The sequence below is a fragment of the Clostridia bacterium genome (assembly GCA_034926675.1).
In the GTDB taxonomy this organism is placed as follows: domain Bacteria; phylum Bacillota; class DTU025; order DTU025; family DTU025; genus JAYFQW01.
Window position 1 is genome coordinate 25,317 of the sequence record JAYFQW010000017.1, and the last position, 24,335, is coordinate 49,651.

Sequence of the window (24,335 nt, forward strand, 5' to 3'; positions counted from 1 at the left end):
ATTATCCCCTTTCCTCGCCCGGATCAAACCGTTATTTCGAGCGGCTCAGGTTTCTGCGCCGCGTGCGGATGCTCTGACCCAGCGTACACCTTCAGCTTCATGCCCATCTTACGACCTAGCCTGGTGTGGGGAAGCATCCCCTTCACGGCTTTCTCGATCACTCGCTCTGGCTTGGTCGCAAGGAACTTCTCATAGGTAATCTGTCGAATTCCGCCTGGATAGCCAGTGTGCCAGTAGTGGATCTTCTTCTCCAGCTTGTTCCCTGTGAGCACTATCTGCTCGGCGTTGATGACTATCACGTGGTCTCCAACATCGATGAATGGCGTGTACATCGCTTTGTGCTTGCCCTTCAAGACCTGGGCTACCTCACTTGCGAGCCTGCCCAGAGGCTTCCCGGCAGCATCCACCACAAACCACTTGCGGGTTATATCCTCCGGACTCGGAGTGAATGTGGCCGACATCCAGTTCCCTCCCAGCTTCAACTGCTCGTCTGAGTATGGTCAGTGGGTCCGGGGTTAAGGCGCCACTGGTACAAAACTCACGAGGCAATTCTAATATAGCAGCAATACACTGTCAAGGACGGGCAAGGTCCGCAAGGGGTTCGGGATACGCCACCCGAACCAGATACAAACCATCTGGCGGAGCAGTTGCGGGGCCTAGCGACCTATCGCGCGAAGCAAGAAGCCGCGCTGGCGCCTCCATGTCCGTCCGTCCGCTGCCCACATCGAGCAGCGCCCCGACGATTATCCGCACCATTTTGTAAAGAAACCCATCCGCCTCTGCCTCAACTACTATGAGTCCGAGGTCTAGTGCGCCTAGCTCCTCCGTGCGCACTTCCAGGCGGTTCACCGTCCGGACGGTGGTCTTAGCGGACGACCCAGTGGCTGAGAATGCCGCGAAGTCGTGCCTGCCAACCAGAACAGCCCCTGCCATGGCCATGGCATCAGCCGATAGGCTGCCTCGGGTCGCCAGGGCCCTGCCCGAAAGGACCGCCGCCCCACGTCGAGCCGCTGGGCTCTCGCCTCCGCCAGGGACTATGAGGTACCTGTATACCTTGGAGATCGCATCGTACCTCGCGCTAAAGCCTGGCGGCGACTCAAATGACCTCAAGATCCGTATGTCTTTCGGCAACGCCGTGTTGAGAGCTGGGGCGTACCTGTCCGCCGGTATTCGCGATTCTGTGTGGAAGTTCGCAACCTGCCCCAGCGCATGGACCCCTGCGTCGGTCCTCCCCGCCCCAGTGATCCTGGCGCGCTCTCCCGTCACGCACGCAATTGCCTGCTCCAGTTCGCCCTGGATGGTCCGTGGCGGCGCCCCCGCGCCGCACTGCCCACCAGAGGTCTGGATCTGGAATCCCCGATACCCAGCGCCCACATACTCAACCACCAGCCCAATGTTGCGCATGTCAGAAGGCCACTACTGCGACAACGGCGTACGCGACTGTCCCGGCGATCACTGCATAGTCCGAAACCGTCATCTTCAGTTGTCGCATCCTCGTCCTGCCCTTGCCGCCCCGGTAACACCTGGACTCCATCGCCATGGCCAGTTCGTCTGCACGCCGGAAGGCAGACACGAACAGAGGAACAAGCACCGGTATCATGGCCTTGGCGCGCCGTGCGATATTTCCGGATTCGAAGTCAGCGCCCCGCGCCATCTGCGCCTTCATTATCTTGTCCGTCTCTTCAAGAAGAGTGGGAATGAAGCGAAGCGCTATGGTCATCATCATGGCGAGTTCGTGAGCTGGCAAGCCTACCACAGCGAACGGACGGAGAAGGCTCTCCAGGCCGTCGGTGAACGCGATCGGAGAGGTCGTGAGCGTCACACTCGAGGTCGTCATGATGAGCAGAACCAGCCTTACGACGGTGATCAGGCCTTCGCGAAGTCCTCTATCAGTGGCTGTCAGCTTCCAGATCCGGAAGATGGGCTCTCCGGGATCCATGAACAAGTGCAGACCGAAGGTCGCCACGATCACAAACAGCAAAGGCCGCAGTCCCCTGAGCACGTATCCAAGATGCACTCGGGATATGAGGATGGCGCCGATTATCAGACCGGCCAGCATCAGATACGCCCCCGGACGCCTGGCCACAAACAGGGCTGCCACAACCACCAGCGAAAGCAGAATTTTCGTGCGCGGGTCCAACCTGTGCACGATGGATTCGCCGGGTATGTATTGCCCCACCGTGGAAAAGGGTATGCTCACCGTTGCATCCCCTCTCTGGCCCTGGTCGACTCCGCTGCCTTCAGCCGAGGAAGAAGAGCCTGAACCGCCTCGTCCACGGTGATGGCGCTGGTTCCGAAATCATATCCGCACTCGGCCAACTCCGCCATAACGTCAGTCACCTGAGGCACTCCCAGGCCGATCCGCACCAGCTCCTCGCGGGCACGGAACACCTCTCTCGGCGTTCCCTCCATGGAGATTCTGCGGTCGTCCATCACTATGAGCCTCTCAGCGAAGCGGGCAACGTCTTCCATACTGTGAGACACCAGCACGATGGTGTAGCCGTGCTCCTCGTGAAGACGCCTTATCTCATCGAGCACTTCCTCGCGGCCACGCGGATCCATCCCAGCCGTGGGCTCATCCAGAACGAGAACCTTGGGGCGCATCGCGAGCACGCCGGCGATGGCCACTCGCCTCTTCTGCCCACCTGAAAGCTCGAACGGGGATCTCGAACCCATGGATTCGAAGTCAAGGCTGACGATGCGCATCGCCTCACGCACTGCGTCATCCACGAGAGCCTCTGAGAGCCCCGCGTTTCTCGGTGCAAAAGCCACGTCGGCGTAGACGGTCTCTTCGAAAAGCTGATGCTCAGGGTATTGGAATACCAGCCCGACCTTGCGCCTGATGTCGCGGAGCACCACGCCTCTTCCCCATATGTCCACCCCACCGACCAGCACCTGCCCTGAGTTGGGCCTCAGAAGCCCGTTGAAGTGCTGAATGAGAGTGGACTTGCCTGATCCCGTCCTTCCAATAATGGCCGCAAGCTCGCCTTCGGCTATTGCGAGGCTCACATTCTCCAATGCCGAATGGGCGAGGGGCGTGCCCTTCATATAGGTGTAGCTAAGATCTCGCACCTCTATGATCGCTTCTGTCAACTGCGCACTGCCCCCCCATCCAAGAGGGCCTTGATGTCGTCCACCATCTCCTCGACGGTGAGCGGGCACCGCGGCATGGACACTCCCGCCCGACGAAGCTCGTCAGCCAATTCCGTAACCTGGGGCACGTCGAGGTCGAGGGAGCGCAGCGTGGCTGGCTGGGAGAAAACCTCCCGGGGCGTCCCGGCGAGCGCGATTCGTCCATCCTCCATCACGATTACCCTATCGGCCTGAACGGCCTCGCTCATGAAATGGGTGATGTGAACGACTGCGATGCCTTCCACCGAGGCAAGAGTGCGAACTGTCCTGAGGACCTCGCGTCTGCCCACCGGGTCCAACATCGCGGTTGGCTCGTCAAGGACAATGCACCCAGGCCTCATCGCAATCACGCCCGCAATCGCCACCCGCTGTTTCTGACCTCCGGACAGCATGTGAGGCGCGGATTTCTCGTGCCCAGCCATGTCCACCAGTGCCAGCGCCTCGTCGACCCTCCGGCGAATCTCCGCCGGAGCAACTCCGAGGTTCTCTGGCCCAAACGCCACGTCTTCCTCGACCGTAGTGGCCACTATCTGATTATCGGGATTCTGGAACACCATGCCCACGACCTGACGTATATCCCACAGCCGGGATTCATCGCGAGTGTTGATTCCCTCGACATACACATTGCCTGTTGTGGGGATCAGGATCGCGTTGAGATGCTTCGCCAGGGTCGACTTTCCGGATCCGTTGTGTCCGATTATCGCGACGAACTCCCCGCCCCGAACCTCCAGATCGACGCCGAGAAGAGCTTCCACCTCGCCCGGACGGCCGTCGTCATATGTGTAGCTCACATTCTCGACGCGTATCACAGGTTCCATCTGAGGCTACTTCTTGGCCTTTTCCTTTGCTTCGGCCGCCGCGGCCTTGGGTGTCGTCCCAACGAGTTCAATCAGGGCCAGGGGCGCTGCGTCGCCGCGCCTCGACCCCAGCTTGATTATGCGGGTGTACCCGCCTGGCCTCTCGGCAAATGCAGGGCCGATCTTATCGAACAGCCGCTTCAGCGCCTCAGGCTCGAGAACATACTCAGCAGCAAGGCGCCTATGGTGGAGGTCGCCTGCCTTGGCCCATGTTATCAGCCGCTCTGCTATGGGGCGCATCTCTTTCGCCTTCGACTCGGTGGTCACTATTCTGTCATGGGTGAACAGGGACGTCACCGAGCTGCGGAAGAGCGCACGCCGTGCCTGCGCAGTGCGGCCTAGCTTCCCTTGCCTCACTTGCGGTCTCCTCCTTTGTCCTACTCCGTCTTGGCCCGCCCTACTCCTCGGGCTGCTTCAGTGAGAGCCCCAGAGACTCAAGCTTCTGCTTGACCTCCTCAAGGGACTTCCTTCCGAGGTTCCTGACCTTCATCATGTCGTCCTCGGTCTTTCTGGTCAGTTCCTCAACAGTGTTGATGCCTGCCCTCTTGAGGCAGTTGTAGGAGCGCACCGAGAGGTCGAGATCCTCTATGCTCTTCTCAAGCACGCGGACCTTCTCGTCCTCGCCCTTCTCAGGCTCAACAGGCTCCTCAGCCGGGGGTTCCGAAAGGTTAATGAACAGCCTCAGATGGTCGCTCATCATCGAAGCCGCCTTGCCAACAGCCTCTTTCGGCCTGACGGTGCCGTGCGTCCAGACCTCAAGCACCAGCCTGTCATAGTCGGTCACTCCGCCGACTCTCGCATTCTCCACCGTGTAGTTCACTCTATCCACAGGGGTGAATATGGAGTCCATTGGTATTACACCAATGGGCTGATCAGGCTTCTTGTTCTTCTCCGCGGGCAGGTAACCCCTGCCCTTCTCGAGCGTGACCTCCATCGAGAGCTCGCCATCTTTGCCCCCCACCTTGCCAAGCGTGGCAATGTGGAGCTCAGGGTTGAGAATGTCCACGTCAGCGTCGGGAGCGAAGTCAGCCCCTGTGACGTCCCCCTCGCCCTGGGCGCGAAGGTAGATGATCTTGGGCTCGTCGGTATGAAGCCTCACGAGAAGGCTCTTGAGGTTCAGGATCACGTCAGTGACGTCCTCGAAAACCCCGGGGATCGTCGAGAACTCGTGCAGCACACCGTCGATCTTGACCGAGGTAGCCGCCGCCCCAGTAAGGGAGGACAGAAGGATCCTGCGCAAGGAGTTGCCCAGAGTGATGCCATATCCTCTCTCGAGGGGCTCTACGACGAACTTGCCGTACCTGTCGCCATCCTCCTGGCAGTCGATCCTAGGCCTTGGAGATTCGATCATGACGCGCTCAGCACCCTCCTTCTTCTGTAGACGGCATTACTTCGAGTACAGCTCGACGATCAAGTGCTCCTGGATATCCAGATCAATCTGCTCTCTCGTCGGGGCAGATATGACCTTCGCGCTCAGATGATCCTCGCCAAGGATAAGCCAGGCTGGCACGTTCGGAGGCGCCGCCTCGGCTGCTGCCTTGAAGTTGAAGAGACTCCTGCTGTTAGGCCTTACGGAGATCTCGTCGCCCGGGCGAACCTGAGCCGAAGGAATAGATACCTTCTTGCCGTTCACCGCGAAATGCCCATGCCGAACCATCTGCCTGGCCTGTGCCCTTGATTCCGCAATGCCAAGCCTGAAGACGACATTGTCGAGCCTGGTCTCCAGCAACGAGAGGAGGTTCTCACCGGTGACGCCCCGCTTGCGCTCGGCGATGTCGAAATACCTCGCGAACTGTGCTTCCAACACGCCGTAGATCCTTCGAAGCTTCTGCTTCTCCCGCAGCTGGGTGCCGTATTCCGAGGTCTTCTTGCGCCCCTGTCCGTGCTGCCCCGGAGGGAATGCCCTCCGAGCGACGCCGCATTTCTCGGTGTAGCACCGATCTCCCTTGAGATAGAGCTTAGTCCCCTCGCGGCGGCAAAGCCGGCAAACAGGGCCTGTATATCTTGCCATTATCGCACCTCCTGTTCACTCCGGGCTACACGCGCCGCCTCTTGGGAGGCCTGCAACCGTTGTGTGGTATCGGAGTGACGTCCTTTATCATGCTGACCTCGAGCCCGGCAGCCTGCAGCGATCTGACTGCAGCCTCTCGGCCTCCTCCCGGCCCTTTGACCAGCACCTCGATGGTGCGCATCCCATGATCCATTGCAATGCGAGCCGCGATGTCCGCCGCCTGCTGAGCCGCAAACGGAGTGCCCTTGCGAGAGCCCTTGAACCCCTGCGCGCCAGAGGATGACCAGGAAATGACATTTCCGTTTGTGTCAGTGATGGTCACCATGGTGTTATTGAAGCTCGACTTTATATGGGCAATGCCCGAATCGACATTCTTCCGTTCACGTCGCTTCGGCTTAGCCTGCCTTTTAGCCATCAACGCTCCTCCTTTCTGCAGTGCCCTGTGTTACTTGGCCTTCCTGACTCCGACCGTCTTCTTAGGTCCCTTTCGGGTCCTGGCATTTGTCCTCGTTCTCTGACCCCTAACCGGAAGCGAACGTCGGTGCCGAATCCCCCTGTAGGTCCCGATCTCAATGAGCCTCTTGACGTTCTGGGCCTCCTCGCGGTGGAGATCGCCCTCGACCTTGTAGTCGCGGTCGATGACTTCGCGGAGCTTAGCCACCTCATCCTCAGTGAGATCCTTGACCCTAGTGTCCGGGTTGATCCCCGTTTCCTTGAGGATCTTCTGGGAGGCGGTCAGCCCGAGGCCGTATATATACGTAAGTGAGATCTCTACTCGCTTGTCTCTGGGAAGGTCAACGCCTGAAATTCGCGCCATCCTGTGCTACACCTCCTAGCCCTGACGCTGCTTATGAGTTGGGTTCTCGCATATGACTCTTACGCGGCCTTTCCTCTTGACTATCTTGCACTTGTCGCACATCTTCTTCACGGACGGTCTTACCTTCATGCCAAGCCCTCCTACTTGTATCTCCACACGATCCTGCCACGGGTGAGGTCATACGGCGACAACTCGATTGTGACCCTATCGCCGGGAAGAATCCTGATGAACCTCATCCGCATCTTGCCGGAAATGTGAGCCAAGACCTTGTAGCCGTTTTCAAGCTCCACCCTGAACATGGCGTTCGGCAGCGGCTCGATCACAGTCCCCTCAACCTCAACACAGTCTTCCTTAGACATGAACCGGATCGCCCCTCCTTTCGTCCTCGGGTCGATATACTCTCAATGCCGTAACAAGCTCGGGATCACTGACAGCCAGCCCGGCGCGGAGCCTAGCCGCGATTCCATCATCGATCTGTCTCAGAAGAATGACGTGGCTCACGTTCTTCCGCTTCGGGCGGGCCGCCTTGTGCACGACTCCGTCGGCCACCAGCACTCGCCGGTCGTCGCCGATGCCTACCACAACGAACAGCCTTCCCCTGTCTCTTCCCATTTTCGATACTGCAAACTGTCCCAGTGATGGACCATCGGGAGACACAGGCCTGCACCTTCCTCACATGTTACGGGAGAGTCAGAACCTCGGGGCCATCGAGGGTCACGGCCACCGTGTGCTCGAAGTGAGCTGACAGTGATCCGTCCCGTGTTCGCGCGGTCCAGTTGTCGTCCAATATCTCGACTTCATACCCGCCCGCGTTCACCATGGGTTCGATAGCAAGCACCATCCCCGGCCTCAGCCTCAGCCCCACACCGGGAGGGCCGTAGTTCGGGATCTGAGGCTCCTCATGCATGCTCCGTCCGATTCCATGCCCCACGAAATCCCGCACTACTGAGAAGCCCTCCGCCTCAACATGGGCCTGGACGGCGTGTCCGATGTCCCCAAGCCGCATCCCTGCTCGCGCCGCTGCGATGCCCGCCTCCAGGGCGCCCTTCGTAGCAGCCATCAGATGCTCCGCCTCGGGCGACACATCGCCCACAGGCACCGTTATCGCTGAGTCACCGTGGTAGCCGTCGAGAATGGCCCCAACGTCTATCCCCACAATGTCGCCCTCCTTGAGAGCGCGCCCTCCGGGGATCCCGTGGATTATCTCATCGTTAACGGATGCGCAGATCGAGGCGGGATAGCCCCTGTACCCTTTGAAAGACGGAACGCCGCCGGCATCTCGTATGATGCCTTCAGCCAGCCTATCCAGAGAACCAGTGGCCACCCCGGGAGCGACCCTGGATCGGAGCGCTTCGAGAACGCGCCCAACAAGAGCGCCAGCAGCGCGCATGCGGACTATCTCGGCCGGAGTCTTTAGAATGATCATTTCATGCACCTTCCGAAAGCCTTTACGATTCTGTCGTAGACATCGTCCACACCGCCACGCCCGTCCACCGCCACGAGCAGTCCACGAGAGGCGTAGTAGCTCTTTAGCGGTTCCGTCTGAGCGCGGTAAACAGCGAGCCTGGCGCGTACGGTCTCCGTCGAATCGTCGGCGCGGCGCGCGACAGTCCCACCACACGCGCACCCGCCACTAGGCCCGGTAGGCGGGTTATACTCAAGATGAAACACCCGCCCGCACCTATTGCAAACTACGCGCCCAGCGGCGCGCTGTATAAGGATGTCGTCGGCCACTTCGATCAGGACCACTGCATCCAGTTCAGCGCCGCGATCCTTCAGGATCTGGGTCAGCCCCTCGCCCTGTGCGACAGTGCGGGGAAAGCCATCCAGGATGAACCCGGCTTTCGCATCAGGTTCCGATAGGCGTTCCCGGACAATCCCCAGCGTGACCTCATCCGGAACCAGCCTGCCTGCGTCCATGAAGCTCGTGGCGCGCCTGCCTATCTCCGATCCACTCGACACAGCCGCCCTGAACATGTCACCTGTTGAGACGTGCACCACGCCGAACTGAGCTGCAAGTCGGATGCTCTGAGTTCCCTTGCCTGCTCCCGGCGGACCCATCATGACGACGCGCATCCTATGAACACCCCTAATAGGAACGTGATTACTTCAAGAAGCCCTCATACTGCCTCATGATCAACTGGGCCTCTATCTGTTTCATCGTATCCAGAGCAACGCCGACGACGATCAGGACGCCCGTTCCACCGAAGGACAGGCTCTTGGATGTTATCGCCGACGTGATGCTCGGCAGCAGTGCGATGACCATGAGGAAGAGCGCACCCACTAGCGTCAGCCTCGTCAGGACCCTGTCGAGATACTCAGCCGTGGGCCTGCCAGGCCGAAACCCGGGGATGAACCCTCCGTACTTCTTCATGTTATCAGCGACTTCAACAGGGTTGAAGGTGATCCCAGTGTAGAAGTAGGTGAATACAATCACCAGTATGGCGTACAGAACATTATACACCCATGGGTTGTAGAATACTCTGTTTACCCCGGCAGTGATAGCCGGAATGAACTGAGCGATAGTAGCCGGGAACGCCAGTACCGAGGAAGCGAAGATCACTGGGATGACCCCGGCCTGGTTGAGCTTCATCGGGATGTGAGTGCTCTGCCCGCCGTACACTCGCCTGCCCACAACCCTCTTGGGATACTGCACTGGCAGCTTTCGCTGTGCCTCGGAAGTTGCGACCACCGCAATTACGAGTCCGAGGCTCAAGACAGCGTACACAAGAGCAATGACCAGGTTGAAGCCGCCTGACTTGATCATCTTGAAGCCCTGCTCGACTGCTGCTGGGAACCTGGTTACGATGCCAGCGAAGATGATCAGCGAAATGCCGTTTCCGATTCCCTTTTCCGAGATCTTCTCCCCGAGCCATATCACGAAGGCTGTGCCTGCGGTCATCGTGGTGACTATGAGGATGGTCCACATAGCGCCGGGATTCACGGCGCCGCGGAACATCACGGTGTAGCCATAGGCCTGAATAACCGCGAGAGCCACAGCGAGGTACCTGGTGTACTGGCCCATCTTCTTCTGACCATCCGGGCCCTCTTTCTTCAGGGCCTCGAGGGCAGGAATCACCACTGCGAGCAGCTCAATAACGATCGATGCTGTGATGTAGGGGCCTACGTTGCACGCAAACACGGTCATTCGCGAAAGAGCGCCTCCGGCGAACATGTCGAGCATGCTCAGGAGGCCCGCGCCGGAGGCGCCGGCTGCCTTATGGAACTCCCCGACGACTTTTGCCGCATCCACGCCTGGGACCGGTACGAACGATCCAAGCCTGTAGATCAGCAGCAGGAACGCCGTGTACAGGATCTTCTTGCGCAGATCCGGCACCCTGAAAGCGTTGACGAGAGCTGCAAGCACCTATACCACCTCCGCGGAGCCTCCCGCTTCCTTGATCTTCGTGACTGCGGTTTCGCTGAACTTGTCGACGCGAACGGCAAGGGACTTCGTGATCTCACCCTCACCGAGAATCTTGACCCGCACATCGTGGCCGCGAACAAGGCCCTTTGCCTTCAATGTATCCCTGGTGACCTCGTCGCCTGAGCTAAAGTGCTGCTCTAGGTCACCCACATTCACCACTGCGTACTCCACTCGGAACTTGTTGAAAAAGCCCCGTTTGGGAAGACGCCTTGCGAAAATCGTCTGTCCGCCCTCGAACCCGACGCCCTTGCCTCCGCCGGAGCGGGCCAGCTGTCCTTTGCTTCCGCGGCCGGCTGTCTTGCCATGCCCGGAGCCAGTTCCACGGCCCACCCTCTTCGGATCCTTCTTGGCGCCGAACGGGGGCCGCAATTCATGCAACTTCATCGCTGCACCCCTCTCAGTCGATCTCTTTGACCTCGACCAGGTGGCGTACCTTATGAACCATGCCCCTGATCACAGGGGTGTCGTCCTGTACGACCGTCTGGTTCAGTCTGCGAAGGCCCAGGGACCGCACCGTCGCCCGCTGGTCTTCTGGTTCGCCGATGGCGCTGACCTTCCAGGTAATCTCGAGTTTCTTTGCCATCTGCATACCCTCCTACCTCGCAAGCTCCTCGGCGGACTTGCCGCGCGCAGAGGCCACTTGGCCAACAGTGCGCAACGACGTAAGCCCAGCCATAGTTGCATTCACCATATTCAAGGGGTTATTCGACCCCAGCGACTTGGTGAGAATGTCGTGGTAGCCTGCAAGCTCCAGGACTGCCCTAACGGGCCCACCGGCAATCACGCCAGTTCCTGGACCCGCGGGCTTAAGCATAACACATCCCGCACCGAATGTCGCGGTGATCTCGTGGGGAATGGTCGTTCCCACCACCGGCACCTCGGTGAGGTTCTTCTTGGCATCATCGACGCCCTTCTTGATGGCCTCAGAGACTTCGTAAGCCTTGCCAAGGCCAGCGCCAACGTGGCCCGCGCCGTCTCCCACGACTACCAGTGCGCGGAAGCTACGCGTCCGACCGCCCTTGGTCGTCTTGGCCACGGGGTTGATGCTGACCACTTTCTCTTTAAGGTCGATACCCTCAGGGTCTATCCTCTTCATGTCCTGCCCTCCCCCCTGCCTAGAAGCTCAGGCCGCCCTCACGTGCAGCCTCGGCCAATGCGGCTACTCTTCCATGGTATATATTGCCGCCTCGATCGAATACGACCTGTCGAATTCCCTTCTCGATCGCCCTCTGGGCCGCAATCTTCCCAACTAGCTTAGCAGCTGCAGCGTTCCCGCCGTATCCCATAGCCTTCAACTCCGGCTCCACTGTGGATACGGAAACGAGCGTGCGTCCTGTCGTATCGTCGATTATCTGGACGTACGTGTGGGCGAGGCTCCTGAACACAGCCAGCCTGGGCCGCTCGGGAGTTCCCGACACGCTCTTCCTAAGACGCCGGTGGCGGCGGGCGAGGGCCGCTTTCCTGTTAACCCTGTTGTACATTGCGAGTCGCTCCTTTCATACAGCCGTAGGCGCGGCTACTTAGCTCCAACTTTTCCAGTCTTGCCGGCCTTGAGCGTTACGCGCTCGCCAACGTACCGAATTCCCTTGCCGTGGTACACCTCAGGCTCCCTCACCGCCCGGATGTTGGCCGCCGTCTGTCCGACAAGCTCCTTGTCGATTCCTCTGACAGTGACCTTGCTCACAGCTGGAACATCGATGTGAATGCCCTCCGCCGGCACAATCTCCACTGGGTGAGAGTACCCCACCTGGAGGACAAGGGTCTCGCCCTGCTTCGACGCCTTGTAGCCGGTTCCGACGATCTCGAGGGATTTCTCAAATCCCCGGGTCACGCCGTCAACCATGTTGGCCACCAACGTGCGAGTTAGCCCGTGCAGCGACCTGTGGACCCTGTCGTCGGATGGGCGGCTCACATTAACTGCGCCCTCCGATACCTCGACTATCATCTCGGACGGAAGCGACCGCGAGATAGTGCCCTTCGGTCCTGCCACGGTGATGTGATGTCCTTCCAGCGTAACCTTTACTCCGCTGGGGACGAGCACTGGCTTTCTACCGATTCTCGACATAGCTACACCACCTACCACATGTAGCAGATGACCTCGCCGCCAAGGCCCGCTTCCCTGGCCTGGCGATCGGTCATCAGCCCGCGAGACGTGGAGATCACAGCCACTCCCAGGCCGTTCAGGACCTTCGGAACCTCGTCCCTGCTTACATAGACTCGGAGGCCGGGCTTGCTTATCCGTTTGAGTCCGCGGATGACCTTCTGCTTGTTCGGTCCGTACCGCATCGATATCTTGATCACATTCTGAACGTCGCCGTGGACAATATCGAAGTCCCGGATGTAGCCCTCCGCCTTCATTATGAGAGCGAGCTGCTCCTTAATCCGGGAGGCCGGCACCTCGACGACCTCGTGGTTGACGATGTTCGCGTTCCGGATTCGCGTAAGCATGTCCGCGATCGGGTCTGTCAATACCATCGTCCACTACCTCCTCTCGTGGCGTGCCTAGCTGCTACCAACTCGCCTTGGTCACGCCGGGGATCTCTCCCCTTGAGGCGAGGCTTCGGAAGCAGATCCTGCACATCTTGAACTTACGCATGTATCCCCTAGGCCTTCCACAGATGGAACACCTGCTGTACTCCCTGACCCGGAATTTCGGGCCTCGCTGCCACTTCTCTATCAGCGCTTTCCGTGCCATCCCTACCCCTCCCTACTGCGTTCTCACAGGCAAGCCCATTAGCTTCAAGAGCTCGAGCCCTTCTTCGTCGGTCTTGGCCGTGGTGACAATCGTAATGTCCATGCCGCGAACACGATCGACCTTGTCGTACACTATCTCAGGGAATACAAGCTGCTCCTTGAGGCCAAGCGTGTAGTTTCCCCTGCCGTCGAAGGCGTCCGACGGAACGCCCCTGAAGTCCCTGATCCTAGGGAGCGAAACGTTGAACAACTTATCCAGGAAGTAGTACATCCGAGCGCCGCGAAGAGTCACCTTGCACCCGATGGGCATTCCCGTTCGGAGTTTGAACGCCGCAATCGACCTCTTCGCCCGGGTGACGAGGGCCTTCTGCCCCGTGATCTGCGCCATGTCCGATGCGGCCGCGTCGAGTGTCTTTGGGTCGCCGACAGCCTCGGACACACCCATGTTGACAACTACCTTCTCAACCTTAGGAACCTGCATGATGTTCTTGTATCCGAACTTCTGCATGAGCGCAGCCATGACTTCGTTCTTGTACTTCTCCTTGAGCCGCGGAGTCTTCTCCATAATGCTGACCCCCTCCCACACCTACCGGCTCGCCTACTTGTCGAGCCCGGCGCCGCACTTCTTGCACACGCGTGCGTACTTGCCGGACTCAAGCTGTTTCATGCCAACCCTGGTGGGCTTGTTGCACTTTCCGCACACCACCATCACCTTGCCCAGCGGCATGGGCATCGGCTTCTCGACGATGCCGCCCTGCGGGTTGTTGGTGCTGGGTTTGGTGTGCCGCTTCACTGTGTTGAGGTTCTCAACGAGCACCCTCTGGTCCTTCGGGAGAACCCGCAGGACCTTCCCGCGCCTTCCCTCATCCTTGCCGGTGAGCACCGTAACGGTGTCGCCCTTCTTAACTTTCTTGATCACTTTCGTCACGTTGGTTGCACCTCCTCACTGGTCGGGATGGCCCGAAGCCTAGAGGACCTCCGGAGCGAGCGAGATGATCTTCATGAAGTTCCTATCACGAAGCTCGCGCGCTACGGGCCCGAAGATGCGGGTCCCGCGCGGGTTGTTCTGGGCGTCTATGATCACAGCCGCGTTCTCGTCGAATCGAATGTAGGAACCATCCGACCGTCTGAGCTCTTTCCTTGTGCGGACAATGACCGCCTTCACGATCTCGCCCTTCTTGACAACGCCTCCGGGCGTAGCCTCTTTAACAGCCGCAACGATGATGTCGCCGATCTGCGCGGTCTTGCGGTTCGATCCGCCCATGAGCCTGAAGCACATGACCTTCTTCGCGCCAGTGTTATCAGCAACGTTCAGCATAGACTGGGGCTGTATCACGTAGTGTACCTCCCTTCGCTCGCTCGCGCGCTACTTGGCCTTCTCGATGATCTCCACAAGCCTCCAGCGCTTATCGTGGGAAAGCGGCCGGGTCTCCATTATGCGGACCTTGTCGCCGACCTTGCTCTCGTTGCTCTCGTCGTGGATCTTCACTCTCGTGGTCCGCCTGATGGTCTTTCCGTAGGTGGAATCTCTGAAGGTTCGCTCCAAGGCTACCACGCGAGTCTTGTTCATAGCATCGCTCACCACGACGCCCAGCCTCTCCTTGCGCTGGCCCCTCGCAATCTCCATGACCTGGCCTCCTCTCTAGCCTCTCGCCATCCCGAGCTCGCGCTGCCTCATGACCGTTTTCACCCTAGCAATGTCGCGCCTCACGTCAGCGATCTTATGCGGGTTCTCGAGCTGGTTGGTTGCCAGCTGAAACCGGAGGTTGAAGAGCTCCTCCTTGAGGCCTGTCAGCTCCTTACCGAGGTCCTCGGAAGACATCTCCTTGAACTCTTTACCCTTCATCAGCTTCACCGCCCGCTTCTTGTCTCTTGATGAACTTGGTCCTGATGGGCAGCTTGTGCCCTGCTAGCCGCATTGCCTCCCGTGCTAAGTCCTCCGGGACTCCGGCAATCTCGAACATCACGCGGCCAGGCCTCACGACCGCCACCCAGTACTCGGGAGCGCCCTTTCCGCTTCCCATACGCGTTTCGGCGGGCTTCTTGGTCACAGGCTTATCCGGGAAGATCCTGATCCATACGTTGCCGCCGCGCTTGATGTACCGGGTCATCGCAATACGGGCCGCCTCGATCTGCCGGTCAGTAACCCACCCGGCCTCCAAGGCCTGAAGGCCAAATTCGCCCATCGACACCTCAATGCCCCGATAGGCTTTGCCCCTCATCTTGCCCCTCTGCTGCTTTCGATACTTGACCCTCTTCGGCATCAACATTTACTGAGCCCCTCCCTCCGACCGGGTCCTGCCGGCTCTCTTGGGGAGTATGTCGCCCTTGTACACCCACACCTTCACGCCGATCCTGCCGTAGGTAGTTTTCGCCTCGGCAAATCCGTAGTCGATGTCGGCCCTAAGGGTGTGCAGGGGGAGCTTCCCGTGGCTGTAGCCTTCGGTTCTCGCGATCTCGGCTCCACCCAGCCTCCCGCTGGTCTTCATGCGTATGCCTAGCGCTCCGAGCTTCTCCGCTCGCATCATGCCCTGCTTCATCGCGCGCCTAAACGATATCCTCTTCTCAAGCTGCGCTGCAACGTTCTCGGCGATGAGCTGCGCGTCGACCTCGGGGTGCTTGATCTCTATGATGTTCACCGAGACCTGCTTGCCGCTCATCTTCTCAAGCTGCTTTCGGAGGGAATCCGCCTCGGCGCCGCCGCGTCCGATCACCATTCCCGGCCTCGCCGTGTGGATGGTGACACGGATCCTGTTGGCCGCTCGCTCTATCTGTATCCGAGCAACTCCCGCAGCGTACAGTCGGTTCTTGATGTACTTGCGGAGCTTCAGATCCTCGTGGAGGAAATCGGCGTACTTCTTATCAGCGTACCAAGTGGAATCCCACGTTCGGTTGATTCCAAGCCTGAGGCCTATAGGGTTGACTTTCTGCCCCACGCGCTAACCCTCCCTTTCCCTCACGACGACTGTGATATGGCTCGTGCGCTTCATTATCCTGTCGGCCATGCCTCTCATGCGGGGGAGTATCCGCTTGAGCGAGGGCCCGGGATCCACATAAGCCTCAGCGATGTACAGTGTGTCTCTATTGAGATTCAGATTGTTCTCAGCGTTAGCAGCCGCTGACTGGATGACCTTGCTCACCGGCTCAGTCGCAATCTGCGGCGCGAATTTCAGAATGGTCAGGGCCTCGTCGACATTCTTCCCCCGGACCAGATCCACCACACGGCGGACCTTGCGCGGGGACATGCGCACGTAGCGCGCAATTGCCCTTGCTTCCACTTGTGCCCGACCTCCCTCCTGCCATTTCTCCCGTATGCTTCTGCCCTGCTATTTGACGACAGCGGGCTTGTCGGTATTCCGACGGTGGCCCCTGAACGTCCTAGTGGGAGCGAACTCCCCAAGCCTGTGTCCCACCATGTCCTCAACGATGTAAACCGGGATATGCCTCCGTCCATCGTGCACAGCGATGGTGTGGCCCAGCATCTCTGGGGTGATCATTGACGCCCTAGCCCACGTCTTGACTATCTCTTTCTTGCCGACCGAGTTCATGCTCGCGATCTTCTCAGCCAATGCCGGATAGACGTACGGCGCCTTCTTAAGCGACCTGCTCATTGATGGGAGCGCCTCCTTTCAGAACCAGCTTGCTACTTCGCGCCCCGGCGTCTGACGATAAGCCGGTCCGATGCCTTGGGCCTCCTAGTCCGGTATCCCAGCGTGGGCTTGCCCCACGGGGTGAGCGGGCCAGGATGGCCGATAGGCGCTCTGCCCTCGCCGCCGCCGTGCGGGTGATCCACAGGGTTCATGACCACGCCGCGGTTATGCGGCCTTCGGCCTAGCCATCTCTTGCGCCCGGCCTTGCCAATCTTGATGTTCTCATGGTCTAGGTTGCCAACCTGCCCGATGGTGGCCCTGCACTCCGCACGGACCATGCGCATCTCAGTCGACGGCAGGCGGAGGGTGACATAGTCGCCTTCCTTGGCCATGATCTGAGCCCCTGCTCCGGCTGAACGCGCGAGCTGCGCGCCCCTCCCGGCCGTGAGTTCAATGGCGTGAACCACAGTTCCCATCGGGATGTTAGCCAAGGGAAGCGCGTTCCCGGTCTTGATGTCGGCGCCTGGCCCAGACACGATCTGATCGCCCACATTGAGACCGTTTGGCGCCAGGATATACCGCTTCTCGCCATCTCTGTAGAACACCAGGGCGATGCGGGCGGATCTGTTGGGATCGTACTCGATCGAAGCGATCCGGCCAGGCACTCCGTCCTTATCCCGCTTGAAATCGATGATCCGGTATGCCCTCTTGTGCCCTCCGCCCCGAAACCTCAAGGTTATCCGGCCGTTAACATTCCGCCCACCACTCCTGCGAAGCGGAGCGAGGAGGGACTTTTCAGGCTTGGAGCGAGTGATTTCGTCGAATGTAGCGACAGTCATCTGCCTGCGCCCAGGCGATGTAGGCTTAAACGCCTTAGTTGTCATCCCGCTTACCTCCTTCGCTTATTCCTAGGCGCCCTCGAAGAGTGCGATGCGGTCCCCGTCCTTCAGGGTGATCATGGCTTTCTTCCAGGCTGGCGTCATGCCTTGCGACTTACCCTGCCTCTTCAGCTTCCCGGGCACAATAAGGGTATTGACGCTCACAACCTTCACCTTAAAGATGTCCTCGATAGCCTGAGCTATCTCAATCTTGTTGGCATCGCGTCTCACCTTGAAGACATAGCGATTCGCCTCTGCCATAGCCGTGCTCTTCTCGGTGATGATCGGCTTTATGATGATATCCTGCGGATGTGCCATCACGCCAACGCCTCCTCTGCCTTGGAGACCGCGTCTCGCGTGATGACGAGCGCCGCGTGGTTCATCACATCGTAGACGTTGAGGCCGGCCACGCTCACCGAGAGGGCCTCCGGGATGTTCCTGGTGGACTTCTCCACCATCTCGTTGTTCTCGGCCGTCACAACCAGTGGCTCAGCCGCCCCAATCGCCCGGAACAGCGCCGCCATCTGCTTGGTGTTGGGCTGCTCAGGGTTGAGCGCATCCACCACGAACACCGCATTCTCCTGCGCACGCGACGACAGCACCGAGCGCAAAGCCAGCCGGCGCACTTTTCTCGGAATGGAATAGCCGTAACTTCTCGGTGTCGGGCCAAACACGACTCCGCCTCCTCGCCAGATCGGCGAGCGCCTTGATCCCTGCCTGGCTCTTCCGGTGCCCTTCTGCCGCCACGGCTTCCTGCCGCCGCCTCTCACTTCTGAGATGGTCTTCGTATCGTGGGTGCCCGACCTTCTGCTAGCGAGTTGCTGCACAACCGCCTCGTGGATTGCGTATTCATGGGGCTCTATTCCGAAGACGGCATCAGGAAGCTCGATCTCACCGAGCCTATTGCCTCTTGAATCGAACAGTGGTGCTACAGGCATCTCCTTCGCCTCCTTACTTCGCCTTCACAGAGTCCCGGACGATCACCAGTCCACCGTTTGCGCCAGGGACAGCGCCCCGGATCATCAGAAGGTTTCTCTCTGCGTCAACCCTGATTACCCTAAGCCCCTGCGTCGTTACCCTCTCCCCGCCGAGCCTTCCGGGCAGCTTGCGCCCCTTGAAAACCCTCGCCGGAGCGGTAGCGCCGAGTGAGCCGACTCTCCTGTGATACATCGAACCATGGCTCATCGGCCCTCTGTGGAAGTTCCACCTCTTGATTGTGCCCGCGAACCCGCGGCCACGGGAGGCGCCGGTAACGTCGACAACGTCGCCCGCTGACCACTGATCGGCCTTTATCTCCTGTCCGACCTGGAAGGCGTCGGCGGATTCGACCCGGAACTCCCTGAGATGCTTCTTCGGCTTCATCTTCGCCTTCGCGAAGTGCCCAGCTATCGGCTTGTTGGCAAGCCGCTCTCGCATCTCGCCGAAACCAACCTGGATGGCCTCATAGCCGTCGCTCGCGGTGTGCTTTCTCTGAACCACGTAGCACGGTCCCGCCTCCACAACGGTAACCGGATGCACCCTGCCATCTTCCTCGAAGATCTGGGTCATCCCAATCTTTCTGCCGAGTATAGCCCTGCCCATGCGTTACACCCCCCGTCTCTATAGTTTGATCTCTATGTCTACTCCCGCCGGCAGGTCGAGGCGCATGAGGGCGTCGATAGTCTTGGGAGTGGGCTCGAGAATGTCAATCAGCCTCTTGTGAGTGCGCATCTCGAACTGCTCTCGGGAGTCCTTGTCGATGTTCACCGAGCGCAGCACGGTGTAGATGTTCTTCTCAGTGGGAAGCGGTATAGGCCCTGATACCTGGGCTCCCATCCGCTTTGCGGTTTCGACTATCCTCTCAGCGGACTGGTCGAGTATCTTGTGATCAAACGCCTTCAGCTTTATCCGGATTCTCTGTGTCGCCATGTTCTTCTCCCTCCTAGTCGCCCGATTGCCTACTCGGACATACTCCGCGGAAGTTTACTCCGCCCATCGGGGGTGGGCGCGACAACCTCCCGCATCATCGCGTTCTTGGCCATTGTGTGCAGGTTGGTGGGGGCGGACCTCCCCGCCCCCACAGCACCAAGGCTCTTGGGCCGACGACTCCTCGATTACTACTCGATGATCGACGTGACTGCGCCAGCGCCCACGGTGTGGCCGCCCTCGCGGATGGCGAAGCGGAGACCAACCTCCATAGCAATCGGCGTGATCAGCGAGATCGTCATTACGGTGTTGTCGCCAGGCATGACCATTTCGGTTCCCTCAGCCAGCGCAACGTTTCCGGTAACGTCGGTCGTCCTGAAGTAGAACTGTGGACGGTAGCCGTTGAAGAACGGGGTATGCCGGCCGCCCTCCTCACGTGACAGGACGTACACCTGCGCCAGGAACTTGGTGTGAGGGGTGATCGATCCCGGCTTCGCCAGAACCTGACCACGCTCCACATCGTCCTTGTCGATGCCGCGGAGCAGGCAACCCACGTTGTCGCCGGCCTGGCCCTGATCGAGAAGTTTCTTGAACATCTCCACGCCGGTGACGACGGTCTTCTTGATCTCTGTGCTCAGCCCCACGATCGAAGTCTCGTCGCCGACCTTGATCACGCCGCGCTCAATTCTGCCAGTCACAACAGTGCCACGCCCGGTGATGGTGAACACGTCCTCTATCGGCATCAGGAAAGGCTTGTCGATCTCACGGGCTGGCTCCGGGAAGTAGCTGTCGATCGCATCGACTAGCTTCCATACCTTGCCACACCACTCGCACTCACGCTTCCCGCACCCGCACTCGCCGGCCTTGATAGCCGACACGGGGATCACTGGGATCTCATCGCCAGGGAACTCGGCGGTGCTGAGCAGGTCGCGGACTTCCATCTCGACCAGCTCGAGAATCTCAGGGTCGTCAACCATGTCGACCTTGTTCAGAGCCACGACGATCGAGGGAACTCCAACCTGACGGGCGAGCAGGATATGCTCACGGGTCTGCGGCATCGGGCCGTCGGCCGCCGATACCACTAGAATCGCTCCGTCCATCTGGGCCGCGCCTGTGATCATGTTCTTCACGTAGTCGGCGTGGCCAGGGCAGTCGACGTGGGCGTAGTGCCGCTTCGGCGTCTCATACTCCACGTGCGAGGTGTTAATGGTAATTCCGCGAGCCTTCTCCTCGGGCGCCTTGTCGATCTCGTCGAACTTCATCGCATGGGCAAGGCCCTGCTTCGCTAGGATATTGGTCATTGCCGATGTCAGGGTCGTTTTTCCGTGGTCAACGTGACCGATCGTTCCGATGTTAAGGTGGGGCTTGGTTCGCTCAAACTTCTGCTTGGCCATTTCCTTCAATCCTCCCTTGCGTTGTCAGGAGAGAACTCCCCGGTATCGCCGCATGATCTCCTCTGCTACGTGCGGCGGAACCTGCTCGTACCTGAGAAAATGCATAGTGTGGTTCGCCCTTCCCTGCGACAGCGACCGCAGGGTTGTCGCGTAACCGAACATCTCGGCTAGAGGAACCTGAATCCTGATTGACTGGTGCGGGCCCGAGGCTTCCAACGCCGATACCTTGCCTCTACGGGCTCCGACATCGGCCAGGATGTCGCCGAGATAGCCCTCCGGCGTTGCTACCTCGACCTTCATAATGGGCTCAAGGAGCACCGGCGACGCTGCCTGCATGGCCTCCTTGAAGCACATCGATCCTGCGATCTTAAAAGAAAGCTCCGATGAGTCTACCTCGTGATACGATCCATCGACGAGAGCAACGACCACATCCACCACAGGGTATCCGGCAAGAACACCGCTTCCAGACGCTTCGCGCACTCCCGTCTCCACGGCTGGCACGTACTCCTTGGGTATTGCCCCGCCGACGATCTTGTTCTCGAAGACCAGCCCAGACCCGGCAGCGCCAGGAGCGACCTCTAGGATCACGTGGCCGAACTGGCCTCGACCTCCGGACTGCCTGACGAACCTGGCCTCCCGCCTGACGGCCTTGGTAATCGACTCCCTGTACGCAACCTGCGGCTTTCCCACATTCGCAGCCACCTTGAACTCGCGGAGAAGCCTGTCGACGATGATCTCAAGGTGCAGTTCTCCCATGCCCTCGATGATGGTCTGGCCAGAATCCTGGTCAGTGTGCATCCGGAATGTGGGGTCTTCCTCCGACAATTTGATCAGGGATAGGGTGAGACGGTCCTCTTCGTTCTTGGTCTTGGGTTCAACCGAGACCGATATCACCGGCTCGGGGAACTCCATTCTCTCGAGAAGAAGTGGATTTCTCTCATCACACAGGGTGTCGCCGGTTGTGGTGTCGCGAAGCCCGACGGCTGCACATATGTCGCCTGTGGAGATCACGTCGAGGTCCTCGCGGTGGTTCGCGTGCATCCTAAGTATCCTGCCGAGGCGCTCGCGTTTGCCCTTCGACGCGTTGAACACCACATCGCCCGCCTTGGCGACTCCTGAATACACTCGGAAGTACGCCAGCTTTCCTACATAGGGGTCGGTAGCGATCTTGAACGCAAGTGCGCAGAAAGGCTCGCTATCAGCAGGTTTCCGCGTGACCTGTCCGTGTCCGGAAGGCTCGATGCCCACGAGAGGCGGCATGTCGACTGGCGAAGGCAGCAGATCGATGATGGCGTCGATCAGTGATTGCACACCCTTGTTCTTGAACGACGTGCCACATAGAACCGGGGTCAACTTAGCCGCAATGGTGGCCCTGCGAAGCCCGGCCACGAGTTCCTCCTCGGTGATTCCCTCGCCGGCCATGTACTTCTCCATCAGTTGATCATCGTTTTCGGCTGCCCTCTCCACCATGAACTCCCTGGCCTTCCGCGCACGCTCCACGAGTTCAGCCGGGATCTCGATGATCTGCCTGTTCACACCCAGATCGTCCTGGTAGACTATGGCCTTCTGTGTCACTAGATTGACCATGCCTCGGAAACTATCTTCCGCGCCTATGGGAATCTGCAGCGGCACGGCAACGGCGCCTAGTTTCTTCCGGATCGACTCGACCGCGAGGTCGAAATCGGCGCCCACCCGATCCATCTTGTTAACAAACGCTATCCTGGGAACGTGGTAGTGGTCGGCCTGCCGCCATACCGTTTCCGACTGGGGCTGAACCCCCTCCACTGCATCGAACACCGCAACTGCTCCGTCTAGGACTCTAAGGGATCTCTCAACCTCTACTGTGAAGTCCACGTGCCCGGGCGTGTCGATTATATTAATCTGACACCCTCGCCACTCACAGGTGGTGGCGGCGGAGGTAATCGTTATGCCGCGCTCCTGCTCCTGAACCATCCAGTCCATGGTTGCTGTTCCGGAATCCACCTCGCCCAAACGATGCACGCGCCCGGTGTAGAAGAGGATGCGCTCAGTCGTCGTCGTCTTCCCGGCGTCGATGTGGGCCATAATGCCGATGTTGCGGATGTTCTCTAGTGGAATCATGCCCAGCATTCCTCTTCACTCCTTCCGCGGTGCAATGGTCCCCAAGTGCGCCTATGCGCTACCACCTGTAGTGCGCGAAGGCCTTGTTGGCTTCGGCCATCTTGTGCATGTCGTCCTTCTTCTTGACGGACGCACCGGTTCCGCTCGCGGCGTCCATTATTTCTGCTGCGAAACGCTCGCTCATGGTCTTTTCGGCCCGGCTCCTGGAGTTGCCGATTATCCACCTGAGCGCCAACGCCTTGCGTCTCTCCGGCCTTACTTCCACCGGCACCTGGTAGGTCGCACCGCCAACGCGTCGCGGCTTGACTTCGAGCAACGGCATTACATTTTTGAGCGCGTGATCAAAGGTCTCCAACGGGTCCTTGCCCGTCTTGGCCTCAATGATCCCAGCGGCTCCGTAGAAGATTCCCTCGGCTATGCTCTTCTGTCCGGAGAGCATAATCTTGTTGATGAACTCGGACACCATCTGGCTCCCGTATACTGGGTCAGGAGCCGCCTCGCGCTTCGCAATTGTGCCTCTCCTCGGCATCACATACCCTCCCCTCGGGCTCTTGCTTTGCTACATTACTTCGGGCGCTTGGCCCCGTACTTGGACCGGCCCTGGCATCTGTTCGCGACCCCAGCGGAGTCTAGGGTGCCCCGAACGATATGGTACCTCACGCCCGGAACGTCCTTCACACGACCGCCCCTGATGAGAACGACCGAGTGCTCCTGAAGGTTATGCCCCACGCCCGGAATGTAAGCTGTGACTTCTAGTCCGTTCGTGAGCCTGACCCTGGCGATCTTGCGAAGAGCCGAGTTGGGTTTCTTGGGCGTAGTGGTTCTTACCACTGTGCACACGCCCCTCCGCTGTGGAGCGCCCTCGCCATAATTGGACCTGCGATTGAGGGAGTTGTACTGGTATCTGAGAGCGGGCGCTTTCGACTTGCTCGAAGCAGTCGCACGCCCCTTCTTTACCAGCTGGTTGATTGTTGGCACACGCGCCACCTCCTTCCTAGAGCCAGACATTGCGGACGCGATACGCCCCTTCCACCATTGTGGTGCAAGGGGCGCGATCTACTCGCGCAGTATGGCGGCCGAAGCCGCACCCACATCTATCCCGCACACCTTGCCAAGTTCATCCATGGACGAGACTGCGATGACCGGAATACCCTTGCTTGAGCAGAGTGCTTTGATGCCGCGAATAACCCGTTCTTCGGCATCCATGGCCACGTACACAGCCATTGCACACCCGCGCTCCAAGGCTCTCACCGTCTGCTTTGTGCCAATGACCCGGCTCTTCGCAGACGCGAGGTCCTCATACATAAGTGGCTTTCGCCCCTTTCGATACATGCCACAGACTGCAGTGGCTCAGACAGTTTTACATTCTACCATCAGCTGCTAAGTGTGTCAAGGCTGCGGCGCGAGCTTGCTCGCGAGGTCCGCCATGGGCGCTCCGAACTCTCCGGGCGGAAGCGCCGGAACCTCGATCTCCGCCATTATCTCCACCTCGTCGCCTTTGGCAGCTATGGGCACTGGCCTGCTAGCCTC

Annotated in this window: 42 protein-coding genes; all 42 read right to left on the reverse strand. The window is 59.5% G+C overall.

All coding sequences use genetic code 11. From position 1 onward, the window contains the following. Positions 1 to 23 precede the first annotated feature (23 nt). Positions 24 to 461, reverse strand: a complete 438-nt coding sequence (gene rplM, locus VB144_05985) for a 50S ribosomal protein L13 (protein ID MEA4883193.1) — start codon at positions 459 to 461, stop codon at positions 24 to 26. Positions 462 to 573: 112 nt separating this feature from the next. Beyond that, positions 574 to 1,404: a tRNA pseudouridine(38-40) synthase TruA gene (gene truA, locus VB144_05990; protein MEA4883194.1), complete on the reverse strand. Its 831-nt coding sequence runs from the start codon at positions 1,402 to 1,404 to the stop codon at positions 574 to 576. Position 1,405: 1 nt separating this feature from the next. Beyond that, the gene (locus tag VB144_05995) at positions 1,406 to 2,200 is read right to left on the reverse strand and encodes an energy-coupling factor transporter transmembrane component T (protein MEA4883195.1); all 795 of its coding nucleotides are present in this window, start codon (positions 2,198 to 2,200) and stop codon (positions 1,406 to 1,408) included. Further along, positions 2,197 to 3,093, reverse strand: coding sequence for an energy-coupling factor transporter ATPase (locus VB144_06000; GenBank protein ID MEA4883196.1), 897 nt, complete (start codon positions 3,091 to 3,093; stop codon positions 2,197 to 2,199). Before VB144_06000 ends, VB144_05995 begins: the two co-directional genes overlap by 4 nt. Further along, positions 3,090 to 3,950: an energy-coupling factor transporter ATPase gene (locus tag VB144_06005; GenBank protein ID MEA4883197.1), complete on the reverse strand. Its 861-nt coding sequence runs from the start codon at positions 3,948 to 3,950 to the stop codon at positions 3,090 to 3,092. The genes VB144_06000 and VB144_06005 overlap by 4 nt, the downstream gene beginning before the upstream one ends. Positions 3,951 to 3,956: 6 nt before the next feature. Beyond that, positions 3,957 to 4,346, reverse strand: a complete 390-nt coding sequence (gene rplQ / locus VB144_06010) for a 50S ribosomal protein L17 (GenBank protein ID MEA4883198.1) — start codon at positions 4,344 to 4,346, stop codon at positions 3,957 to 3,959. A gap of 40 nt (positions 4,347 to 4,386) precedes the next feature. Then, positions 4,387 to 5,340 (reverse strand): DNA-directed RNA polymerase subunit alpha, encoded by a 954-nt coding sequence (locus tag VB144_06015; GenBank protein ID MEA4883199.1) that lies wholly within the window; start codon positions 5,338 to 5,340, stop codon positions 4,387 to 4,389. Between the two features lie 36 nt (positions 5,341 to 5,376). After that, positions 5,377 to 6,000 carry a 30S ribosomal protein S4 gene (gene rpsD, locus VB144_06020; protein MEA4883200.1) on the reverse strand — a complete coding sequence of 208 codons (624 nt, stop codon included), beginning with the start codon at positions 5,998 to 6,000 and terminating at the stop codon, positions 5,377 to 5,379. A gap of 25 nt (positions 6,001 to 6,025) precedes the next feature. Beyond that, complete coding sequence (rpsK, locus tag VB144_06025; protein MEA4883201.1) at positions 6,026 to 6,415, reverse strand: 30S ribosomal protein S11; 390 nt, start codon at positions 6,413 to 6,415, stop codon at positions 6,026 to 6,028. A gap of 30 nt (positions 6,416 to 6,445) precedes the next feature. Then, positions 6,446 to 6,817 carry a 30S ribosomal protein S13 gene (gene rpsM, locus VB144_06030; GenBank protein ID MEA4883202.1) on the reverse strand — a complete coding sequence of 124 codons (372 nt, stop codon included), beginning with the start codon at positions 6,815 to 6,817 and terminating at the stop codon, positions 6,446 to 6,448. 15 nt (positions 6,818 to 6,832) lie between these two features. After that, positions 6,833 to 6,946 (reverse strand): 50S ribosomal protein L36, encoded by a 114-nt coding sequence (gene rpmJ / locus VB144_06035; GenBank protein ID MEA4883203.1) that lies wholly within the window; start codon positions 6,944 to 6,946, stop codon positions 6,833 to 6,835. An 11-nt stretch (positions 6,947 to 6,957) separates the two neighbouring features. Next, on the reverse strand, positions 6,958 to 7,176 hold the full coding sequence (gene infA / locus VB144_06040; protein MEA4883204.1) for a translation initiation factor IF-1: 219 nt from the start codon (positions 7,174 to 7,176) through the stop codon (positions 6,958 to 6,960). Further along, a complete protein-coding gene (locus VB144_06045) occupies positions 7,169 to 7,429 on the reverse strand; it encodes a KOW domain-containing RNA-binding protein (protein ID MEA4883205.1) in 261 nt (86 codons plus the stop codon). Before VB144_06045 ends, infA begins: the two co-directional genes overlap by 8 nt. Positions 7,430 to 7,496: 67 nt before the next feature. After that, positions 7,497 to 8,243 carry a type I methionyl aminopeptidase gene (gene map / locus VB144_06050; protein ID MEA4883206.1) on the reverse strand — a complete coding sequence of 249 codons (747 nt, stop codon included), beginning with the start codon at positions 8,241 to 8,243 and terminating at the stop codon, positions 7,497 to 7,499. Next, positions 8,240 to 8,893, reverse strand: a complete 654-nt coding sequence (locus tag VB144_06055; protein ID MEA4883207.1) for an adenylate kinase — start codon at positions 8,891 to 8,893, stop codon at positions 8,240 to 8,242. Before VB144_06055 ends, map begins: the two co-directional genes overlap by 4 nt. Before the next feature lie 28 nt (positions 8,894 to 8,921). Then, positions 8,922 to 10,184 (reverse strand): preprotein translocase subunit SecY, encoded by a 1,263-nt coding sequence (gene secY, locus VB144_06060; protein ID MEA4883208.1) that lies wholly within the window; start codon positions 10,182 to 10,184, stop codon positions 8,922 to 8,924. Next, positions 10,185 to 10,628, reverse strand: a complete 444-nt coding sequence (rplO, locus tag VB144_06065; protein ID MEA4883209.1) for a 50S ribosomal protein L15 — start codon at positions 10,626 to 10,628, stop codon at positions 10,185 to 10,187. Positions 10,629 to 10,641: 13 nt separating this feature from the next. Then, positions 10,642 to 10,827, reverse strand: coding sequence for a 50S ribosomal protein L30 (rpmD, locus tag VB144_06070; GenBank protein ID MEA4883210.1), 186 nt, complete (start codon positions 10,825 to 10,827; stop codon positions 10,642 to 10,644). A 12-nt stretch (positions 10,828 to 10,839) separates the two neighbouring features. Continuing rightward, entirely contained in the window at positions 10,840 to 11,340 is a 501-nt protein-coding gene (rpsE, locus tag VB144_06075; protein ID MEA4883211.1) for a 30S ribosomal protein S5, read from the reverse strand. Between the two features lie 19 nt (positions 11,341 to 11,359). Next, positions 11,360 to 11,725 carry a 50S ribosomal protein L18 gene (gene rplR / locus VB144_06080; protein ID MEA4883212.1) on the reverse strand — a complete coding sequence of 122 codons (366 nt, stop codon included), beginning with the start codon at positions 11,723 to 11,725 and terminating at the stop codon, positions 11,360 to 11,362. A gap of 35 nt (positions 11,726 to 11,760) precedes the next feature. After that, the gene (gene rplF / locus VB144_06085) at positions 11,761 to 12,309 is read right to left on the reverse strand and encodes a 50S ribosomal protein L6 (GenBank protein ID MEA4883213.1); all 549 of its coding nucleotides are present in this window, start codon (positions 12,307 to 12,309) and stop codon (positions 11,761 to 11,763) included. A gap of 11 nt (positions 12,310 to 12,320) precedes the next feature. Then, complete coding sequence (rpsH, locus tag VB144_06090; GenBank protein ID MEA4883214.1) at positions 12,321 to 12,719, reverse strand: 30S ribosomal protein S8; 399 nt, start codon at positions 12,717 to 12,719, stop codon at positions 12,321 to 12,323. A gap of 34 nt (positions 12,720 to 12,753) precedes the next feature. Further along, positions 12,754 to 12,939 (reverse strand): type Z 30S ribosomal protein S14, encoded by a 186-nt coding sequence (locus tag VB144_06095; GenBank protein MEA4883215.1) that lies wholly within the window; start codon positions 12,937 to 12,939, stop codon positions 12,754 to 12,756. Between the two features lie 12 nt (positions 12,940 to 12,951). Continuing rightward, positions 12,952 to 13,503 carry a 50S ribosomal protein L5 gene (gene rplE, locus VB144_06100; GenBank protein ID MEA4883216.1) on the reverse strand — a complete coding sequence of 184 codons (552 nt, stop codon included), beginning with the start codon at positions 13,501 to 13,503 and terminating at the stop codon, positions 12,952 to 12,954. Between the two features lie 33 nt (positions 13,504 to 13,536). Beyond that, a complete protein-coding gene (gene rplX, locus VB144_06105) occupies positions 13,537 to 13,857 on the reverse strand; it encodes a 50S ribosomal protein L24 (protein ID MEA4883217.1) in 321 nt (106 codons plus the stop codon). A 48-nt stretch (positions 13,858 to 13,905) separates the two neighbouring features. After that, positions 13,906 to 14,274: a 50S ribosomal protein L14 gene (gene rplN / locus VB144_06110; GenBank protein ID MEA4883218.1), complete on the reverse strand. Its 369-nt coding sequence runs from the start codon at positions 14,272 to 14,274 to the stop codon at positions 13,906 to 13,908. Between the two features lie 30 nt (positions 14,275 to 14,304). Next, the gene (gene rpsQ, locus VB144_06115; GenBank protein ID MEA4883219.1) at positions 14,305 to 14,559 is read right to left on the reverse strand and encodes a 30S ribosomal protein S17; all 255 of its coding nucleotides are present in this window, start codon (positions 14,557 to 14,559) and stop codon (positions 14,305 to 14,307) included. A gap of 21 nt (positions 14,560 to 14,580) precedes the next feature. Then, the gene (gene rpmC / locus VB144_06120) at positions 14,581 to 14,784 is read right to left on the reverse strand and encodes a 50S ribosomal protein L29 (GenBank protein ID MEA4883220.1); all 204 of its coding nucleotides are present in this window, start codon (positions 14,782 to 14,784) and stop codon (positions 14,581 to 14,583) included. Next, positions 14,774 to 15,208, reverse strand: coding sequence for a 50S ribosomal protein L16 (gene rplP, locus VB144_06125; GenBank protein MEA4883221.1), 435 nt, complete (start codon positions 15,206 to 15,208; stop codon positions 14,774 to 14,776). Before rplP ends, rpmC begins: the two co-directional genes overlap by 11 nt. Then, complete coding sequence (gene rpsC / locus VB144_06130) at positions 15,209 to 15,874, reverse strand: 30S ribosomal protein S3 (protein MEA4883222.1); 666 nt, start codon at positions 15,872 to 15,874, stop codon at positions 15,209 to 15,211. A 3-nt stretch (positions 15,875 to 15,877) separates the two neighbouring features. Beyond that, positions 15,878 to 16,216, reverse strand: a complete 339-nt coding sequence (rplV, locus tag VB144_06135; protein MEA4883223.1) for a 50S ribosomal protein L22 — start codon at positions 16,214 to 16,216, stop codon at positions 15,878 to 15,880. Between the two features lie 48 nt (positions 16,217 to 16,264). Next, entirely contained in the window at positions 16,265 to 16,549 is a 285-nt protein-coding gene (gene rpsS / locus VB144_06140) for a 30S ribosomal protein S19 (GenBank protein ID MEA4883224.1), read from the reverse strand. A gap of 32 nt (positions 16,550 to 16,581) precedes the next feature. After that, the gene (gene rplB, locus VB144_06145) at positions 16,582 to 17,412 is read right to left on the reverse strand and encodes a 50S ribosomal protein L2 (GenBank protein MEA4883225.1); all 831 of its coding nucleotides are present in this window, start codon (positions 17,410 to 17,412) and stop codon (positions 16,582 to 16,584) included. Positions 17,413 to 17,436: 24 nt separating this feature from the next. Beyond that, positions 17,437 to 17,724 carry a 50S ribosomal protein L23 gene (gene rplW, locus VB144_06150; protein ID MEA4883226.1) on the reverse strand — a complete coding sequence of 96 codons (288 nt, stop codon included), beginning with the start codon at positions 17,722 to 17,724 and terminating at the stop codon, positions 17,437 to 17,439. After that, a complete protein-coding gene (gene rplD / locus VB144_06155; protein MEA4883227.1) occupies positions 17,724 to 18,344 on the reverse strand; it encodes a 50S ribosomal protein L4 in 621 nt (206 codons plus the stop codon). Before rplD ends, rplW begins: the two co-directional genes overlap by 1 nt. A gap of 13 nt (positions 18,345 to 18,357) precedes the next feature. After that, the gene (gene rplC / locus VB144_06160) at positions 18,358 to 18,987 is read right to left on the reverse strand and encodes a 50S ribosomal protein L3 (protein MEA4883228.1); all 630 of its coding nucleotides are present in this window, start codon (positions 18,985 to 18,987) and stop codon (positions 18,358 to 18,360) included. Between the two features lie 18 nt (positions 18,988 to 19,005). Continuing rightward, entirely contained in the window at positions 19,006 to 19,314 is a 309-nt protein-coding gene (gene rpsJ, locus VB144_06165) for a 30S ribosomal protein S10 (GenBank protein MEA4883229.1), read from the reverse strand. 188 nt (positions 19,315 to 19,502) lie between these two features. Beyond that, entirely contained in the window at positions 19,503 to 20,705 is a 1,203-nt protein-coding gene (tuf, locus tag VB144_06170; protein ID MEA4883230.1) for an elongation factor Tu, read from the reverse strand. A gap of 24 nt (positions 20,706 to 20,729) precedes the next feature. Beyond that, positions 20,730 to 22,814: an elongation factor G gene (gene fusA, locus VB144_06175; protein ID MEA4883231.1), complete on the reverse strand. Its 2,085-nt coding sequence runs from the start codon at positions 22,812 to 22,814 to the stop codon at positions 20,730 to 20,732. 49 nt (positions 22,815 to 22,863) lie between these two features. Continuing rightward, positions 22,864 to 23,334, reverse strand: coding sequence for a 30S ribosomal protein S7 (gene rpsG / locus VB144_06180; GenBank protein ID MEA4883232.1), 471 nt, complete (start codon positions 23,332 to 23,334; stop codon positions 22,864 to 22,866). A 35-nt stretch (positions 23,335 to 23,369) separates the two neighbouring features. Further along, entirely contained in the window at positions 23,370 to 23,783 is a 414-nt protein-coding gene (gene rpsL, locus VB144_06185; protein MEA4883233.1) for a 30S ribosomal protein S12, read from the reverse strand. 78 nt (positions 23,784 to 23,861) lie between these two features. Further along, on the reverse strand, positions 23,862 to 24,110 hold the full coding sequence (locus tag VB144_06190) for a ribosomal L7Ae/L30e/S12e/Gadd45 family protein (GenBank protein MEA4883234.1): 249 nt from the start codon (positions 24,108 to 24,110) through the stop codon (positions 23,862 to 23,864). Positions 24,111 to 24,335: the final 225 nt, after the last annotated feature.